Source organism: Aggregatibacter actinomycetemcomitans (genome assembly GCF_023518055.1).
Taxonomy (GTDB): Bacteria; Pseudomonadota; Gammaproteobacteria; order Enterobacterales; family Pasteurellaceae; genus Aggregatibacter; species Aggregatibacter actinomycetemcomitans.
This window is the reverse complement of sequence record NZ_CP085096.1, coordinates 1-16,463: the sequence shown is the minus strand read 5'-3', so window position 1 is coordinate 16,463 and position 16,463 is coordinate 1. Positions and strand designations below refer to the sequence as shown.

The 16,463-nt window shown below is 46.8% G+C and carries 16 protein-coding genes; 9 read left to right on the top strand and 7 right to left on the bottom strand.

The annotated features are described in order from the left end of the window. Positions 1–68 precede the first annotated feature (68 nt). The 7 genes from nrfB (at position 69) to LIN98_RS00050 (ending at position 7,632) form a co-directional block, all read left to right on the top strand. Positions 69–734 carry a cytochrome c nitrite reductase pentaheme subunit gene (gene nrfB, locus LIN98_RS00080; protein WP_005547398.1) on the top strand — a complete coding sequence of 222 codons (666 nt, stop codon included), beginning with the start codon at positions 69–71 and terminating at the stop codon, positions 732–734. Then, positions 731–1,408 carry a cytochrome c nitrite reductase Fe-S protein gene (gene nrfC, locus LIN98_RS00075; RefSeq protein WP_005572111.1) on the top strand — a complete coding sequence of 226 codons (678 nt, stop codon included), beginning with the start codon at positions 731–733 and terminating at the stop codon, positions 1,406–1,408. The genes nrfB and nrfC overlap by 4 nt, the downstream gene beginning before the upstream one ends. Beyond that, positions 1,405–2,370: a cytochrome c nitrite reductase subunit NrfD gene (nrfD, locus tag LIN98_RS00070; protein WP_005572112.1), complete on the top strand. Its 966-nt coding sequence runs from the start codon at positions 1,405–1,407 to the stop codon at positions 2,368–2,370. The genes nrfC and nrfD overlap by 4 nt, the downstream gene beginning before the upstream one ends. Before the next feature lie 586 nt (positions 2,371–2,956). Further along, positions 2,957–4,867 (top strand): heme lyase NrfEFG subunit NrfE, encoded by a 1,911-nt coding sequence (nrfE, locus tag LIN98_RS00065; RefSeq protein WP_148326271.1) that lies wholly within the window; start codon positions 2,957–2,959, stop codon positions 4,865–4,867. Then, positions 4,860–5,390, top strand: a complete 531-nt coding sequence (locus LIN98_RS00060; protein ID WP_012821113.1) for a DsbE family thiol:disulfide interchange protein — start codon at positions 4,860–4,862, stop codon at positions 5,388–5,390. Before nrfE ends, LIN98_RS00060 begins: the two co-directional genes overlap by 8 nt. Beyond that, on the top strand, positions 5,387–6,436 hold the full coding sequence (gene nrfF, locus LIN98_RS00055; protein WP_005568599.1) for a heme lyase NrfEFG subunit NrfF: 1,050 nt from the start codon (positions 5,387–5,389) through the stop codon (positions 6,434–6,436). The genes LIN98_RS00060 and nrfF overlap by 4 nt, the downstream gene beginning before the upstream one ends. After that, the gene (locus tag LIN98_RS00050) at positions 6,433–7,632 is read left to right on the top strand and encodes a BaiN/RdsA family NAD(P)/FAD-dependent oxidoreductase (protein ID WP_249856122.1); all 1,200 of its coding nucleotides are present in this window, start codon (positions 6,433–6,435) and stop codon (positions 7,630–7,632) included. The genes nrfF and LIN98_RS00050 overlap by 4 nt, the downstream gene beginning before the upstream one ends. Before the next feature lie 219 nt (positions 7,633–7,851). Here LIN98_RS00050 and LIN98_RS00045 read toward each other — a convergent pair whose 3' ends face one another. Beyond that, positions 7,852–9,489 (bottom strand): NAD-dependent malic enzyme, encoded by a 1,638-nt coding sequence (locus LIN98_RS00045; RefSeq protein WP_005568596.1) that lies wholly within the window; start codon positions 9,487–9,489, stop codon positions 7,852–7,854. Between the two features lie 150 nt (positions 9,490–9,639). On the opposite strand from LIN98_RS00045, the gene LIN98_RS00040 reads away from it, so the two are divergent. Further along, positions 9,640–9,891 (top strand): helix-turn-helix domain-containing protein, encoded by a 252-nt coding sequence (locus tag LIN98_RS00040; RefSeq protein WP_005546544.1) that lies wholly within the window; start codon positions 9,640–9,642, stop codon positions 9,889–9,891. A gap of 209 nt (positions 9,892–10,100) precedes the next feature. On the opposite strand, the gene LIN98_RS00035 is transcribed toward LIN98_RS00040, so the two are convergent. The 3 genes from LIN98_RS00035 to sodC form a co-directional block, all read right to left on the bottom strand. Then, on the bottom strand, positions 10,101–10,907 hold the full coding sequence (locus LIN98_RS00035; RefSeq protein ID WP_249847582.1) for an IS3 family transposase: 807 nt from the start codon (positions 10,905–10,907) through the stop codon (positions 10,101–10,103). Beyond that, positions 10,904–11,278, bottom strand: a complete 375-nt coding sequence (locus tag LIN98_RS00030; RefSeq protein WP_014167405.1) for a transposase — start codon at positions 11,276–11,278, stop codon at positions 10,904–10,906. The genes LIN98_RS00035 and LIN98_RS00030 overlap by 4 nt, the downstream gene beginning before the upstream one ends. 67 nt (positions 11,279–11,345) lie before the next feature. After that, a complete protein-coding gene (sodC, locus tag LIN98_RS00025; RefSeq protein ID WP_005547254.1) occupies positions 11,346–11,921 on the bottom strand; it encodes a superoxide dismutase family protein in 576 nt (191 codons plus the stop codon). A gap of 187 nt (positions 11,922–12,108) precedes the next feature. Here sodC and LIN98_RS00020 point away from each other — a divergent pair, with 187 nt between their 5' ends. Next, positions 12,109–12,864: a class I SAM-dependent methyltransferase gene (locus LIN98_RS00020; protein WP_005566829.1), complete on the top strand. Its 756-nt coding sequence runs from the start codon at positions 12,109–12,111 to the stop codon at positions 12,862–12,864. Positions 12,865–12,910: 46 nt separating this feature from the next. On the opposite strand, the gene recF is transcribed toward LIN98_RS00020, so the two are convergent. Genes recF through dnaA form a run of 3 tightly spaced genes read right to left on the bottom strand, consistent with a single transcriptional unit; the run spans position 12,911 to position 16,463 of the window. Then, positions 12,911–13,987 (bottom strand): DNA replication/repair protein RecF, encoded by a 1,077-nt coding sequence (recF, locus tag LIN98_RS00015; protein ID WP_005547246.1) that lies wholly within the window; start codon positions 13,985–13,987, stop codon positions 12,911–12,913. Positions 13,988–13,990: 3 nt separating this feature from the next. Continuing rightward, entirely contained in the window at positions 13,991–15,091 is a 1,101-nt protein-coding gene (gene dnaN / locus LIN98_RS00010; RefSeq protein ID WP_249856182.1) for a DNA polymerase III subunit beta, read from the bottom strand. 10 nt (positions 15,092–15,101) lie between these two features. Beyond that, entirely contained in the window at positions 15,102–16,463 is a 1,362-nt protein-coding gene (gene dnaA, locus LIN98_RS00005) for a chromosomal replication initiator protein DnaA (protein WP_005547242.1), read from the bottom strand.

Genomic DNA, 16,463 nt, shown 5'->3' with positions numbered 1-16,463 from the left:
AGCACCGCACTTTTGCCGGGAAAGAAAAAAGTGCGGTCATTTTCAAACGCAAATTTGAGGTAATCAGAATGAATGTAACTTCCTTAATCCGCAAACCTGTAAAAGCGCTCGCACTGTTCGCTATGCTTGCGGCGCTGCCGATGGTTGCACAGGCGAAAACGCCATCGGCTGATAATCAGCTGACTTATGAACCGCAGTTGGACAATCAACGGGATCCGAATCAATATTGCGCCAAATGCCATAAATTTGACAAAGTGGATAAAAGCCAAACCTTGGATCAATCCGGCGGCGAATTGCATTTCGGTAAATTCCACGGCGCCCATTTAAGCCAAAAAAATCCGAATAACGGTAAACCGATTAATTGTGTGAACTGCCACGGTAATATTTCCGAAGATCACCGTCGTGGTGCGAAAGACGTGATGCGTTTTGAAGGTGATATTTTCGGTGAGAAAAAACCGATGTATAGCGCACAAGAACAAAACCAAGTGTGTTTTTCTTGTCATCAACCGGACAAACTGCGTGAAAAATTCTGGGCGCATGATGTGCACGCCATGAAATTACCTTGCGCAAGCTGCCACACATTGCACCCGAAAGCGGATGCGATGAAAGACATTGAACCGAAAAATCACGTAAAACTTTGTGTGGATTGCCATGGAAAACAACAGGCAGAGCAACAAAAACGCAAAGCACAACAAGAACAAACTCCATCAACCGAACAAAAGGGTAAACAATGACAGCCTGTTCACGCCGAAACTTTGTTTCCGGCATGGGGGCGTTAATCCTTATGATGGGGACATCAGTCACCTCTTTGGCAAAAGAGGAAAAGGCGGATAAACCGAAACGCTACGCCATGGTGCACGATGAAAACGCGTGCATCGGCTGTACCGCTTGTATGGATGCCTGTCGTGAAACCAACCAAGTGCCGCAAGGCGTTTCCCGCTTGGAGATTTTGCGCAGCGAGCCTTACGGCGAATTTCCGAATCAGGAATATGAGTTTTTCCGCCAATCTTGCCAACATTGCACCAACGCGCCTTGCGTAGCGGTTTGCCCGACCGGCGCGTCATTTATCGATAAAGATACCGGCATTGTGGATGTACACAAAGAGTTGTGCGTCGGTTGCCAATACTGTATCGCCGTTTGTCCGTATCGCGTGCGCTTTATTCATCCGGTGCACAGAACGGCGGATAAATGTAATTTCTGTCGCGATACCAACCTGGCACAAGGCAAACAACCAGCTTGTGTTGAAGCCTGCCCGACCAAAGCCTTAACCTTTGGTGATATGAACGATCCGACCAGCGCAGTGGCTCGCAAGGTAAAAGAAAAACCTGTTTACCGCACGAAAGTGGAATTGGGAACCCAACCGAATCTTTACCATATTCCATTCCAACATGGAGAACCGAAAAGATGACACTAGATTATCCTGTTCCGTTTCATACACCGAACCTCGTGTGGGATTCCAGTATCGCCATCTATTTGTTCTTACTGGGTATTTCTTCCGGTTCCTTATTGCTTGCCGTGCTTTATAAACGCAATCGCAAACCGGAAAAACCAAGCGAAAACTGGATTATTCGCAGTGCTGCGATCTTAGCGCCTGGCACGGTGATTATCGGTTTATTGCTGTTGATTTTCCACTTGGCGCGCCCTTGGACGTTCTGGTATTTGATGTTTAACTACCAGTTCAATTCCGTGATGTCCATGGGGGTACTGTTATTCCAAATCTATATGGCGGCGGTTCTCCTCTGGATTGCGATTCTCTTTAAAAATGAACTTGCCGCCTTGCTCGATAGATTTTTACCGAAATTAAAATTTATCGTGAAATGGATTTTCGCCTGTGAACGCATTACCAACCCGTTGGAACTGTTCCTGTTGTTCCTTGCGGTGTTGCTAGGCGCTTATACCGGTTTCTTATTGTCGGCGTTAATCAGCTACCCGATGCTAAACAATCCCGTATTGCCGGCATTATTCCTCGCTTCGGGCACGTCTTCCGGTATCGCGGCGGTATTCTTAACCATCCTGATTGTGGGCAAATTAAAAGGGCATTCCGACGAAGTGAATTTCATGCATAAATTTGAAGTGCCGATCATGCTCGCCGAACTCTTTTGCATCGGCTGCTTCTTCGCCGGATTATATTTCGGCGGCGGACAAAAAATGGTCGCCATGCACAACGCCCTAAGCGGTTTCTGGGGTGCGATTTTCTGGATCGGCGTCATGCTTATCGGCATCCTCATCCCGCTCGCCGGTAATCTATTGGTTAGCGATAAATTAAGATACAATCGTCATTTCATCATTCTGGTATCTATATTTGATTTAATCGGCGTGTTGTGTCTGCGATATTTTATTTTGTACGGCGGACAATTGACCGTTGCGTAGGTTAGTTTTTTATTATTGATAAAGGCGTATAATGTACGCTTTTTGTTTAGCTGTTGCTACTTTCTTGCTTGTGCAAGAAAGTAGCAAAGAACACACCCCAGCTTCACCGCTGATCTTCGCTTGGTTGCAATTTTTTTAACGGAAATTTTTGAACTCGCCACTACGCAGCTCAAACAAAGCGAAAATTTCCTAAAAATTACAAGTCGCTCAGGCGGGTCAGATGGGGCCCCCATGGTGCATTATTAAAAGTGCGGTGGTTTTTAAAATAGTTTTTTAATGATAAAAACGCTTGAAAAAATGACCGCACTTTATTCGGAAAAAGAAATTGGATTCCCTTCTTTGCCGCCCTTGTTGAATTGAATTTGTAGGAAATTTTGTACTGTTTGAGCGAAGCGAGTTTACAAAATTTCCGTGAAGCAAATTCAATGGAACAAGGGAAATAAGGCAAAACAGGGTCGCCTTTCTTTTGGTTACTTTTCTTTGGCGAAGCAAAGAAAAGTAACTCGCCTTCGGCGAAAACCGAACTTGTTATACCCAATAAAATTGAACCAATTAAAAACCACAAACAAACGTAGAACCCAATATTATGATCCCCGAACTTGGTTTTATTTCCCTTCTTCTCGCCACCATGAGCGTGTTGCTCCTCGCGGTAGTGCCGCAGCTTGGGCTTTGGTTGCGTAAGCCGGCGCTTACCCAATTGGCGTGGGGCTTAAGTTACTGCTTCGGGTTATTCACGCTGGCGCCTATTTCCATATTAGCATACTCCTTTGCGGCGGATGATTTTACGTTGGAATATGTCGCCGCCCATTCCAATTCCCAACTGCCGACCTTTTTCAAAATCGCCGCGACCTGGGGCGGGCATGAAGGTTCCATGTTGTTTTGGTTGTTTTCGCTTTCTGTTTGGGTGGTGTTGTTTGCGTTATTTAACCGAAAAAACGACCGCACTTTTGTGGCGCAAAGTCTGGTGATTTTGGGGCTGATTTGCTTTAGTTTCGCCGTGTTTATCGTCTTTTTCTCTAATCCGTTCGGACGAATTTTCCCGGCGCCGTTGGAAGGGCGGGATTTGAATCCGATGTTGCAGGATGTCGGTTTGATTTTTCACCCGCCGTTGCTTTACCTCGGTTACGTGGGCTTTGCAGTGAATTTTGCCATCAGTATTACCGCCTTGCTTCATCAGCATTTGGAACGCCAGATTGCTCAAATCATGCGGGCTTGGGTGTCGGTGTCATGGTTGTTTTTAACTTTGGGCATTGTGCTTGGCGCCTGGTGGGCGTATTACGAACTGGGCTGGGGAGGTTGGTGGTTCTGGGATCCGGTGGAAAATGCGTCGCTCATGCCGTGGTTGCTCGGCTTGGCATTGTTGCACAGTTTAATCGTCAGCGAAAAACGCGGAATTTTTAATTACTGGACGACCTTATTTTCCTTGTTGGCATTTGCCTTCAGCGTATTAGGCACGTTTATCGTGCGCTCCGGCGCGCTTACCTCCGTACACGCTTTCGCTGTGGACAGCCAACGCGGCTCGGCATTATTACTGATTTTCTTCCTGCTCACCGTGGGTTCTCTCGGTTTATTCGCGTTCAAAGCCAATTTGCAGCAACGCCGCGTCAAATTAACGCTGCTTTCCAAAGAAAGTGCGGTGCTTTTTTTGAATGTTTTATTGAGTATCGCCACCGTTAGCACCTTTCTCGGCACCTTTTATCCCATGCTGTTCCAAGCCATGAATTGGGGTTCCATTTCCGTCGGTGCGCCTTATTTCAACAGTATTTTCTTGCCGCTGCTTACGCTGATTTTAATCGCCATGGTGTTTTCCCTCGGCTTGCACTGGGCGAAGGCGGACAAAGGCATTTTGTTTAAACGCGCGGCGTTGTTACTGCCGTCTTTGTTGATCGCTTATTTTATGATTCGTCAGGTGATGCAAAACGACAGCGCTTTGCAGTTTAACCTGACGGCATATTTTCTGTTCACCTTGGCGATCTGGCTCTTATCGGCGACCTTATGGCAAAATTGGTGCAAGTTAAGTGTTTCCCGTTACGCCATGATTTTCGCCCACAGCGGCGTTGCCATTGCGACCATGGGCGCGGTGATGAGCAGTTACTTCGGTAGTGAAATCGGCGTGCGTTTGTCGCCGCAAGAGAGCCAAACCTTGGGGCAATTTGATTTTCGATATACGCGTTTCTCCAGTGAAATCGGACCGAATTTTACCGCTGAAGTGGCGGATTTTCATGTCACGGCGAATGGTAAACCTTATGCTGATTTGCAGCCGGAGCGCCGTTATTATGATGTGCGTACTATGACCATGAGCGAAGTGGGGCTTGCCGGCGGGTTTTGGGGCGATTTGTATATTGTGATGGGCGATCCGCTCGGCAAAGGCGAGTTTACCTTCCGCCTGCATTACAAACCGCTGATTCGCTGGTTATGGCTAGGCGGTGTGTTAATGGCGTTCGGGGCGTTGTGTTCCCTATTGACGATGAAGCGAAAAGGAAAGTGTGATGAATAGAAAAGTGATTTTTTTCCTGCCGTTAATTTTATTGCTCGGTGTGTGCGTGCTATTGTTGGCGGGGTTGCATCAGGATCCGAAAAAAATTGCCTCCGCTTTAATTGATAAGTCTGTGCCGGAATTTTATCAGGCGAATTTGCTGGATAACCGCCAAACGCTCAGCCCCAAGGATTTTCCGAAACGTCCCTTTCTGATAAATATTTGGGGCAGTTGGTGCGGTTATTGCCAACAGGAACATCCGTTGTTGATGGAATTGGCACAGGAAATGCCTATTGTCGGCGTGGATTATCGCGATAAACCGCAAAACGGCATTGAAATGCTGCAACGGATGGGTAATCCTTATGCGTTAGTGATTGATGACAGTCGTGGCGAGCTGGCGTTGAAGCTGGGCGTAGATGGCGCGCCGGAAACCTATTTAGTGGACGCCGACGGTATTATTCGTTACCGTCATTCGGGTTTATTGGATCGTGAAACCTGGCAAAATACGTTTGTACCTCAACTTAATCGGTTAATGCAGCCATGAAACGATTTCTCGCGTTATTTTTTTTATTGATCAGCGTCGGTGCTTTTGCCGAAATGGTGGATACCTTTGAATTCCACAATCCGGCAGATCGTGCGCGCGCGGTGGAATTAGCAAAATCTTTGCGCTGCCCGCAATGTCAGAATCAAAATCTGGTGGAGTCCAATTCTCCTATCGCCTATGATCTGCGCCTTGAAGTGTATAACATGGTCAAGGAAGGCAAAACCAATCAGCAAATTATTGATGCCATGACGGTACGCTTCGGCAATTTTGTGAATTACAAACCGCCCTTTCAGTGGAACACTGCATTGCTTTGGCTGTTGCCGGCGGGGTTGCTGTTAATGGCGTTTGGGTTGATTTGGAATTCTGCCCGCAGTTCATCAAGCCTGAAATCTGAAAAACAACTGGCAAATCCACCGCACTTTCATGCCATTCAAGAGAAAAGTGCGGTCAAATTTGAACGTAAATCTACGCTCATTGTTTTCACGTTATTGCTGATCGTACCCCTAGTTTATTACTTCTCTCTGGATCGCTTCGCCCGTGCCAAACAAGGGGAACGGGCACAAATCGCGCAGTTGAATCATCAAATTGAAACGCCGGAAGAAAACAAAACGGAAGCGATTATCGGCAAACTGCAGGATAAATTACGGCAAAATCCGAATCATGGAGAAAACTGGATAAAGCTGGGCGATGCTTATATGCAAAACAATGATTTTGACAGCGCATTAATTTGTTACACCAACGCGGAAAAAATCGAAGGGCGCAAACCGACCATTTTAGGGTTAATGGCGATGTCGTTATATCTTCAGGAAAATCAGCAAGTTACGCCACAGGTGCAACAGCTGGTAGAGGAGGTTTTGACGCAGGATCGCAAAGAGGTATCGGTTCTGTCCCTTTTGGCGGCGGAAGCCTTAAAAACGCGGGATTATTCCACCGCACTTGATTATTGGCAGCAAATTCTAGATTCGGGCAATGCCACGGTGGATCGTCGTGCGATCATTCAGAAAATGAAAATGGTGGATTTTATGCAGAAGGGGAATATGCAATGAGTCGAACCGTCAGCCATGAGACCCTCATTATCGGCGCCGGGGCGGCAGGCTTATTCTGTGCGGCACTGTTGGCAAAGTGCGGTGGAAACGTCCGGATTTTAGATAACGGGAAAAAAGTCGGGCGGAAAATTTTAATGTCCGGCGGTGGGTTTTGTAATTTCACCAATATGGAGATGTCTTCGGACCGCTATCTCAGCCAAAATCCGCATTTTGTGAAATCGGCATTGAAACGCTTTACCCAGTGGGATTTCATCGGCTTGGTAGCGGACTACAGCATTGCTTACCATGAAAAAGAACTGGGGCAGTTGTTTTGCGATAACGGCGCGGAAGACATTGTCAATATGCTGTTGGCGGAATGCAAAAAGTACGGCGTGGAAATTACGCTACGACAACATATTACCTCCGTGGAAAAAACGGCGGACGGTTTTTGCGTCACCACTAACGGCGAGACCTTACATTGCCGAAATCTGGTTGTTGCGACGGGTGGTTTATCCATGCCGAGGTTGGGCGCAACGCCTTTCGGGTATCAGCTCGCACAACAATTCGGCATTAATGTCATTGCGCCCCGTGCCAGTTTGGTGCCTTTTACCTGGCGCGAATGCGATCAGTTTTATGCCGCCTTATCGGGCATTTCCTTAGATGTGGCGGCGACCAATCGGCACAAAACCTTTACTCATCAAATGCTGTTTACCCACCGCGGTTTGTCCGGGCCGGCGATTCTGCAAATTTCCAATTACTGGCAACCGGGTGAAAGCATCCATCTGGATTTATTGCCTTATCAGGATATTCGCCATTATTTAGATGATCTGCGTCAATCATCGCCGAAATTGCAGTTAAAAACTGCATTAGCCCGTTTGTTGCCGAAAAAATTGGTGGAGCTTTGGCTTGACCAAGGGCTTTTGCAGGATGAGGTGCTTGCCCGGCTCAGCAAAGTGCGGTTAGAAAATCTGGTAAATTTAATTCACAACTGGCAGTTCGTACCTAACGGCACGGAAGGTTATCGCACGGCGGAAGTCACCATGGGCGGCGTGGATACTCATGCGATTTCCTCGAAAACCATGGAAAGTAATCAAGTGGGCAGCTTGTATTTTATCGGCGAAGTGCTGGATGTGACGGGCTGGCTCGGCGGCTATAACTTCCAATGGGCGTGGAGTTCCGCCTATGCCTGTGCGCAAGCGATTGCCGAGAAAGGATAAAAAATGCCGTCGTGATGACGGCATTTTTGTTTGGGAAGCACTTATTCGGCAAGTTCCGTTTGTTGGAGAATAGGATTCTGTTAACGTAAAGCAGCCTGCAATTTGAAAACAAATGTACAGACTGCTTTTTAGCTTCGCAGAAGCCAACGCTTTCAGGTAACCTTTAAAGGTCGTCTGAAAGCGATACAGCTTGGCAAGCTACGCTACCGAACGGCACCGTCAGCGGTATTCAGGCTGCCACATTGCGTCCTGCACAGCTTGCACCCAGTTGTCGGAGGTGTTGGCGGCAACGCCGTCTTTCACTGCTTGTTTCGCTACAGCAACTGCCACGGTTGCGGATGACGCGCGCAGATTGTCCACCGGAGGCAGCAGGGATGCGCCTTCGTCCTGTGGGTTCACTTGCGATGCCACGGCTTCGGCGGCGGCAAGAAGCATGCCGTCGGTAACCTGTTTCGCGCCGGAGACGATCACGCCCAAACCTAAGCCCGGATAAAGCATGGCGTTGTTGGCTTGTCCGATTTGGTAGTTCACGCCTTTATAAGGAACAGGCGGAACAGGAATACCGACAGAAATTAACGCTTTACCGTCAGACCATTGAACCGCGTCGGTCGGCATGACCTCGATTCTCTCCGTCGGATTAGACAGCGGCAGCAAAATAGGTCGTTCAACGCCCGCACACAGGGCTTTCACCACATCTTCAGTAAACGCGCCGTGATCGGTGGATGTGCCGATTAAAATGGTCGGTTTGACCTGTTTGACCACTTCCAATAAGCCGATTTTGCCGTCGGTTTTCGCCCACGCGGCAGCTTCGGCAGCGGGGCGGGCATATTCCTGCTGATAATCCGGCAGGTTCGGCATATCGTCGGTAACCAAGCCGTTGATGTCTATCAGCCATACGCGTTTTTTGGCTTCCTCGCGGGACAGTCCGTCGCGCTGCATTGCCGCGCTGATTTGGTCTGCCATGCCCGTACCCGCCGTACCCGCGCCATAAACAACCAGACGCTGTTCGGCAAAGTTTTGTTTGGTTACTTTCAATCCGGAGAATACTGCCGCCATCACAATCGCGCCCGTCCCCTGCATATCGTCGTTGAAAATACGGTAGTGGTCGCGGTTTTCCACCAAAATGCGGCGAGCATTGGACGGACCGAAATCTTCAAAGTGCAGCAGCGCATTCGGGAACAGTTCCGCCGCTGTTTTCAGGTATTCGGCAATCATCGCGTCGTAGCGTTCGCCGCGCACGCGGGCATGGCGGTTACCGAGATATGCGGGATCGCTGAGCAGGGCTTCGTTATCTGTGCCGACATCAAGGTTCACGGCAATGGCGCGGGCGGGGTCAATCCCTGCGGCAGCAGTGTAAACCGCCAGCTTGCCGACGGAAATATCTGTACCGTTCACGCCCCAGTCGCCGATGCCGAGGATTTCTTCCGCGTCCGACACCACAATCAGATCCACATCGTCCGCACCCAATCCCAAGGTTTCAAAGGATTCACGGATGGCTTCGGGATGGTTGATATCCAAATAAACCGCACGCGAACGGCGGTAGTCGCGACTCCATTTTTTAATCGCTTCGCCCACGGTCGGGTCGTACACAATCGGCAGCATTTCCGCCAAATGGTCGGTCAGCAGTTTGTAATACAGCACTTCGTTGCGGTTGTGCAGTTGGTCGAGAAAAATATATTTTTCAATATCTTCGGCGTAAGAAGAGAATTGGCGGTAGGCGCGCGCGGCTTGCTGGTCGAGAGTCTCCACCGCTGCGGGCAGGCGTCCGGTCAAGCCGTATTTTTTTCGTTCTTCGGCGGTAAACGCCGTGCCTTTGTTGGTCAGCGGGTTTTGCAGAATTTCAGGGGTTTTGCTCATAGCGTTGTTCTCCTAATTGATTGAACGGGAAATCCCCATTCTTATTCTATACCAAACTTTATAGGTTGACTAAACATATTAAAAAGTCCTTAATTCGGTCAAAAAAATTCGCCATTATTTCAACCTTTAAAGTTGAATAGGCTACTCAAAATGAACATCAATCTAAATCACGGAGAAATCAACAAACGAATTGGCAAAGCCATTGCCAAACAGCGCCAACAAAGCGGCTACACGCAGGAACAGGTGGCGGAAATGCTGGAAATCGGCAACGAAGCCGTCTCGCGCATGGAGCGCGGTCTGATTATGCCCAACGTGGTGCGCTTAATCGAACTGGCGGAAAAAGACCGCCAACTGATGCTGGATTTTCTCGACAGCTTCGCTCGGCGGCTGAAACAGGAGTAAGGCAAAACGATAAAGTCGTTTGAAATGCAGGTTTCCGACGGCGTGGCAATGTATGTTGGGTCATGATCCGACAATTACTTACCCGCTGTTTCAAACAACATCAATGATTCGGTGGGCAAGAAGGTATACCTTACGCTAAAAGTGCGGTCAAAAAACGTTGAGAATTTTGACCGCACTTTGATCTGCCCCCCAAAAGTTGGACAGGTTAGTTAACTTAAATATTGAGCTCGGTATTGCACCGGGCTTAATCCTTTTAAATCAAGTTTAATTCGTTCTTGGTTGTAATACACCAAATATTCTTCAATTTCCGCCTGTAATTCGGCAATCGAAGTATAAGTGCGTGAGTAAAAACACTCAGATTTTAATATCGCAAAAAAGCTTTCAATCACCGCATTATCATAGCAATTCCCTCGGCGACTCATACTTTGTATCGCCTTGCCTTCCAACATCTTTACCCATTCTGCTGAGCCGTACAATACCCCTTGGTCGCTGTGAATAATCGGGCATTCGCTCGGTTTTAGTTTGCCAAGTCCTTCTTCCGGCATTCTTTTTACCAATGAGAACTTAGGGCGTTTCGCAAAATTATAGGCAATAATTTCCCGGTTCGCTAAATCCATCAACGGTGAAAAATAGAGCTTTTCTTCCCCAACTCGAAACTCAGTGACATCGGTTACCCATTTTTGATTGAGCGCCGTCGCTGTAAAATCACGATTTAGCACATTCGGGGCAATATGCGATGTTTTGCCTCGTTTTCCATGTCTTTTCTTGCGTAAAATAGAATGAATACCTAACGCATTCATCAGTTTTAACACCGTTTTATGATTCAAATGGAAACCCATTTGACGTAATTTGAGTGTCATTGGGCGATAGCCATCTCGTTTTCTGTTCTTTTTATACCGCAACAAGATAGTTTCTTTTATCTCACGATAATCGTGTTTAACTTGCTGATAATAAAAGGTAGAACGAGGCATTTTAGCCACACGAAGTAAGTCATTTAACGCGTGATTTGGCTTCAATCTTTCAATGATTTTTCTTTTTTCTGTCGCTGTTTTTGACGGTCGAGTGCCTCCAACTCCTTTAGGTAAGCAATCTGTGCACGTGCTAATGCCAGCTCTCGTTGCAGCTTTTTAAACGCTTTTGGGGAAAAGTCTGTTTGTTCCGGGATTTCAATCGCTTTCTTTTTCATCTTTGGCTTCACTATTTTAGGGCGTTGAGGGTTTATATAAGGGGATTTTACGCCATTAAGCCCTCTTTCACGAAATGCTTTTAGCCAATAAATGACGAGCGCGTGGGAGATTTTATGAAGTTTCGCCACCTCACGGATACCAAAATCCTGCTCGGTGACCTGTTTGATAGTTTTTAAACGAAATTGATAAGAGTAAGACATAATCTGCACCTCAAATTAGGTGTCCGGGTTTTGGGGTGCAGATCACTTTTTTGTTTCGGAAAGCGGATTATTTAATTACACCACACGCCATACGCGGACCGCCGCCGCCAAGTGGGGCCGGGTGATCGGAGTGGTTATCGCCACCAGCGTGGATCATGAGGGAGTGACCGCGCACGTCGTCTAAGTGTTTAATGCGTGGGGCTAAAACCGGGTTAGCGGCTGTGCCGTCGTGTAATACGGTTAATGCCGGTAAATCACCTAAATGGGCGTCATCTTGCCATGGGTAGCCGTGTTGTTTGGTGTCTTTCGGATCCCAGTGACCGCCTGCGCCAAGACCTGCGGTAAGTTTGCCGTCTTTTTCTTTTGGTTCACAGCTTGGGTTTTGGTGAATGTGGAAACCGTGCAAACCTTCCGCCAAGCCTTTTAAATTTGGGGTGAATACCAAGCCGTAGCTGGATTCGGTGATAGTGACCGTACCCACATCTTTGTTGCCGTTGACCGGATCTAATTGCTGTATTTTAACTTCAATAGATGGTCCTTTAAGAGGCATCATCATGTTGTCATGCTTATGTTCATGAGCATTAGCAATGCCTGCAGAACAGATTGTGCCGATTACTATGGCTAAAATAGTTTTGATTTTCATTTTTAGCTCCTATTTATGTAAGAAAACCTTTGTCATTATAACCAAACTTAGTAATAAAACCGATAAGTTTTAATAAAATATTAACTATTAAATCATTTACTATTTTAATGTGTTGGCTTTTTATATTTAATAAAAATCATATTTATTTATAATGTAAGCTGTTTGGTGTTATTGAGGAGAAAGCAAAATGGGTAAAGAAGAAGTCGGCCATAATTTTTTAGCGCGTTTAGGTAAAACCCGTTTACGTCCGGGCGGTCGTAAAGCGACGGATTGGTTGATTGCCAGTGGTGATTTTAGTCAAGATAAAAAGGTGCTGGAAGTGGCATGTAATATGTGTACCACGGCAATTGGGCTGGCGAAGCAATACGGTTGCCACATTGAAGGCGTGGATTTGGATGAAAACGCGTTGGAAAAAGCTAAAGCCCATATTGTGGCGAATAACTTGCAGGATAAAATTCATGTACAACGTGCCAACGCCATGAAATTGCCTTTTGAAGATGACACGTTTGATATTGTGATTAACGAGGCGATGCTCACCATGTTACCGGTGGAAGCCAAAATGAAAGCGGTTGCCGAATATTTTCGTGTGTTAAAACCGGGTGGTTTTTTGCTTACCCATGATGTTATGTTGGTAGGGGATGATCACCAGACGATTTTAAACAATATGCGCGATGCCATTAATGTCACGGTCACACCGCTTACCAAAGACGGCTGGAAAAAGATCTTTACCGACAGTGGATTCCGTAATGTTGAAACCTTCTCCGGCGAGATGACGTTGCTGTCACCGAAGGGTATGATTTATGACGAAGGCGTGTTTGGTGCGTTGAAAATCATTAGAAATGCCATGAAAGCGGAAAATCGCGAGCAGTTTAAGAAAATGTTTAAGACCTTTAATGATCCTGAACATAAATTGCATTTTATTGTGGTTTGCAGTCAGAAATAAACCGACGGTCTTACAAATTAGCCCTCATGATTGAGGGCTGATTTTTTTATAACAATGCTATTTTTCCCGTATCTATCTTAAAAGTGCGGTGCTTTTTCGGTTGCATTTCTTTGAGTTGGTTTGATGTGATGGCGGTGACAAATACTTGCGAGCCGCTGTTTTGCAGACGTTCTGCCAAAAGACGCCGTTTGGTTTGATCCAATTCGGAAGCGAAGTCGTCAATTAAGAAAATACAATGGCGTTGCTTTTGCCGCATTAAGTGTTCCCCTTGGGCGAGGCGGAGGGCGCTCATTAATAATTTCAGCTGCCCGCGCGATAACACATCTTCCACCGGTAACCCGTTCGCTTTAAAACGAAAATCCGCTTTTTGCGGGCCGGAAACCGTGTAGCCTAAGGCGCGATCCCGTTCAAAATTGCGTTCCAGTAATTCCGCATAATGTTGTTCTTTTTCCCAGCCTTGATGGAAACTCACGCTAATGTCTAATTCGGGTAAGAATAAACGGCAGGTTTGTTCTATTTCCGGTTGTAGCGCCAGGGCATAGTCGGCGCGCAGTTGGCTGACTTGTTCGGCAAGTTTGACCAATTCCATATCCCAGATCTTCATTTGCGAATAAGCGGAGGTTTGTTGTAAAGCGGCGTTTCGTTGCTTAAGTAAACGGTTTAAACTTGCCCATAAATTATAGAAAGCTACATGATGATGAAATAAGCCCCAATCCAGAAAGGCGCGGCGATAGCTTGGCCCGCCGTTGAGCAGATTTAAGCCTTCCGGCGTAATGATTTGCATGGGAAGCAGGTGTGCCAAATCGGAAATTTTATTGCCGTCTTCGCCGTTAATTTTAACGAGGGTATTGCCCTGACGCAGTTTTTGCAACCCCACCGACCATTGATGCTGTTGTTCCTGAATTTGCCCGAACAGGGTAAAGTGCGGTTGATCGTAAGAAATGATTCGATTACTGACCGCACTTTTAAAGGAGCGCCCGTGCCCCAGATAAAAAATCGCTTCCAGTAAACTGGTTTTGCCGCTGCCGTTGTTGCCGACTAAAAAGTTAAAGCCGTGATCCAATTCCAGATCCACGGCTTGTAAATTACGAAAATTTTCGACGGTTAAACGTGAAATCGCCATAAATTATAAACGCATCGGCATAATCACATATTCCGCGCTGGCATCTTCACAGTCTTCAATTAAGCAGCTGGAGGAGGCGTCCGTTAAGCGCATACGCACCTGATTACACTTAAGTGCGTTGAGCACATCCAAAATGTAGCTCACGTTAAAGCCTACTTCCATTTCCTCGCCGCTGTAAGACACGTCGATAATTTCTTCCGCCACTTCCTGTTCGGGGTTGGTGGCGGTGATTTTGAGTTGATTTTCACTGAGTTGTAATCGCACACTGCGGAAACGTTCGTTAGATAAAATCGCGGCACGTACGAAAGCCTGTTTTAAGGTCTCCCAACCGGCTTCCACAATGCGGGTGGCATTGCGTGGTAATACGCGGCGATAATCCGGGAAGCGGCCGTCAATGAGTTTGGATGTGAAGGTGATATTGTTTAGCTGAATGCGTAAGTTATTGGTGCCGATTTGTAAACACGCCGGTTGATCACTCGGTTCCAGCAAACGGGCAAGTTCCAGCACGCCCTTACGCGGTAAAATTACCGAATGGGTCTGTAAATCCTGCTCCAGCGGAATGGTGCATACCGCCAAACGGTGACCGTCGGTCGCTACGGTACGCAATAAATTGCCTTCCGTCTCAAACTTCATACCGTTTAAGAAATAACGGGCATCTTGGTTCGCCATGGAAAATTGGGTGGCTTCAATTAAGCGGCGCAAGGTGGCTTGCTCAAGCGTAAAATCCACTTCCGATTGCCAGTCCGTTAAATTCGGATAATCTTCCACCGGCAAAGTGGATAAATTGAATTTACTGCGATCGGAACGCACAATAGCGCGATCTTCTTCAAATGTCACAGCAATTTCTGCATTATCCGGCAGGCTGCGACAAATATCCAGGAATTTTTTCGCCGGAATAGTGAATTTGCCGTCTTGTTCCGCATGAAGTAATGGGGTTTGGGTGGACAGTTCCACTTCTAAATCCGTACCGGTAATATTTAATTGATTATTTTCAATTTGCAGCAATACATTATTTAACACCGGAATATTCGGGCGGCTATTCAGCACGCCGCACACTTGTTGTAAGGGTTTTAGTAAATTTTCTCTGGAAATAATAAATTGCATCATATGACTCCTATACGGATAAAATTCGGATTAAGTTAGCCCAATCTTCTTGAATATTCGGATCGGTGTCGCGGAATCCTGCAATGGTGCGGCAGGCGTGTAAAACCGTGGTGTGATCACGATCGCCGAAGGACTTACCGATTTCCGGCAGGCTACGGTTGGTTAATTCTTTTGCCAATGCCATGGCGACCTGACGCGGACGTGCCACCGAACGGGAACGGTTTTTGGATTTCAGATCGGAAACCTTAATGCGATAGTATTCGGCGACGACTTTTTGAATATTGTCCACGGTGACCAGTTTGTCCTGTAGCGCCAGCATATCTTTTAAGGTTTCCCGCACAAAATCAATGGTGATCGGTTCGCCTTTGAACTCTTGCATGGCTTTCACACGATTTAACGCGCCTTCCAATTCACGCACGTTGGTACGTAGTTTTTGCCCGATAAAAAACGCCACATCGTGCGGTAAATCAACATTATTTTCTTCCGCTTTTTTCATTAAAATCGCCACGCGGGTTTCTAAATCGGGCGGCTCAATAGCGGTGGTTAAGCCCCAGCCGAAACGGGATTTCAGTCGTTCCTCAATTTTTTCGATTTCGCGCGGATAACGGTCGGAGGTGAGAATGATTTGGCGCCCACGTTCAAATAATGTATTGAAAATATGGAAAAATTCTTCCTGGGTTTTTTCTTTGTCACTGAAAAATTGAATATCATCCACTAATAAGGCATCCAACGAACGGTAGAATTTTTTGAATTCTTCCATTTTGTTATCGCGAATATAAGCCACGACTTGCTGCACAAAGCGTTCGGAGTGAATATACACCACGCGCGCGTTCGGATTATTGGCGATAATACCGTTGCCGATAGCGTGCAATAAGTGGGTTTTACCCAAACCAGTGCCGCCGTATAAGAAAAGCGGGTTGGCAGTTTGTTCGCCGGGATTGTCCGCAACCTTTTGCGCCACAGCACGTGCCAGTTGGTTGGATTTCCCCTCAACGAAATTTTCAAACACCAATTTGGTATTTAAATTGGAATGATAAGGTGTTTTAGCGGAGCTTTTTTCTTCGGAAAAACCGACCGCACTTTGTTTCTTTGCCGGTTTCTCGGCTTTCGGTGCGGCAGGCTTAATACCTTCGATGACGGATACGTTGAGGTTCGGATTGGTACTGGTTTGACGGGCGATGTCGGTGATCAAGGGAAGATAGTTATCGACCACCCATTTTTGCACAAACGCGTTTGAGGCGTAAAGTAGGACACCGTTTGCATTTATATCGGCTTGCAACGGATAAAGCCAGATTTTGAAATCGTCCGCAGGAATTTTATCTTGTAGTTGCAGCAGACAATTTTGCCACAGAGAATTCGGCCGGTTTTCCAC

What these genes read in the sequence shown, in the direction of transcription:
- nrfB (WP_005547398.1), top strand. Translation starts at nt 69, where the DNA reads ATGAATGTAACTTCCTTAATCCGCAAACCTGTAAAAGCGCTCGCACTG.
- nrfC (WP_005572111.1), top strand. Translation starts at nt 731, where the DNA reads ATGACAGCCTGTTCACGCCGAAACTTTGTTTCCGGCATGGGGGCGTTA.
- nrfD (WP_005572112.1), top strand. Translation starts at nt 1,405, where the DNA reads ATGACACTAGATTATCCTGTTCCGTTTCATACACCGAACCTCGTGTGG.
- nrfE (WP_148326271.1), top strand. Translation starts at nt 2,957, where the DNA reads ATGATCCCCGAACTTGGTTTTATTTCCCTTCTTCTCGCCACCATGAGC.
- LIN98_RS00060 (WP_012821113.1), top strand. Translation starts at nt 4,860, where the DNA reads ATGAATAGAAAAGTGATTTTTTTCCTGCCGTTAATTTTATTGCTCGGT.
- nrfF (WP_005568599.1), top strand. Translation starts at nt 5,387, where the DNA reads ATGAAACGATTTCTCGCGTTATTTTTTTTATTGATCAGCGTCGGTGCT.
- LIN98_RS00050 (WP_249856122.1), top strand. Translation starts at nt 6,433, where the DNA reads ATGAGTCGAACCGTCAGCCATGAGACCCTCATTATCGGCGCCGGGGCG.
- LIN98_RS00045 (WP_005568596.1), bottom strand. Translation starts at nt 9,489, where the DNA reads ATGAGCAAAACCCCTGAAATTCTGCAAAACCCGCTGACCAACAAAGGC.
- LIN98_RS00040 (WP_005546544.1), top strand. Translation starts at nt 9,640, where the DNA reads ATGAACATCAATCTAAATCACGGAGAAATCAACAAACGAATTGGCAAA.
- LIN98_RS00030 (WP_014167405.1), bottom strand. Translation starts at nt 11,278, where the DNA reads ATGTCTTACTCTTATCAATTTCGTTTAAAAACTATCAAACAGGTCACC.
- sodC (WP_005547254.1), bottom strand. Translation starts at nt 11,921, where the DNA reads ATGAAAATCAAAACTATTTTAGCCATAGTAATCGGCACAATCTGTTCT.
- LIN98_RS00020 (WP_005566829.1), top strand. Translation starts at nt 12,109, where the DNA reads ATGGGTAAAGAAGAAGTCGGCCATAATTTTTTAGCGCGTTTAGGTAAA.
- recF (WP_005547246.1), bottom strand. Translation starts at nt 13,987, where the DNA reads ATGGCGATTTCACGTTTAACCGTCGAAAATTTTCGTAATTTACAAGCC.
- dnaN (WP_249856182.1), bottom strand. Translation starts at nt 15,091, where the DNA reads ATGCAATTTATTATTTCCAGAGAAAATTTACTAAAACCCTTACAACAA.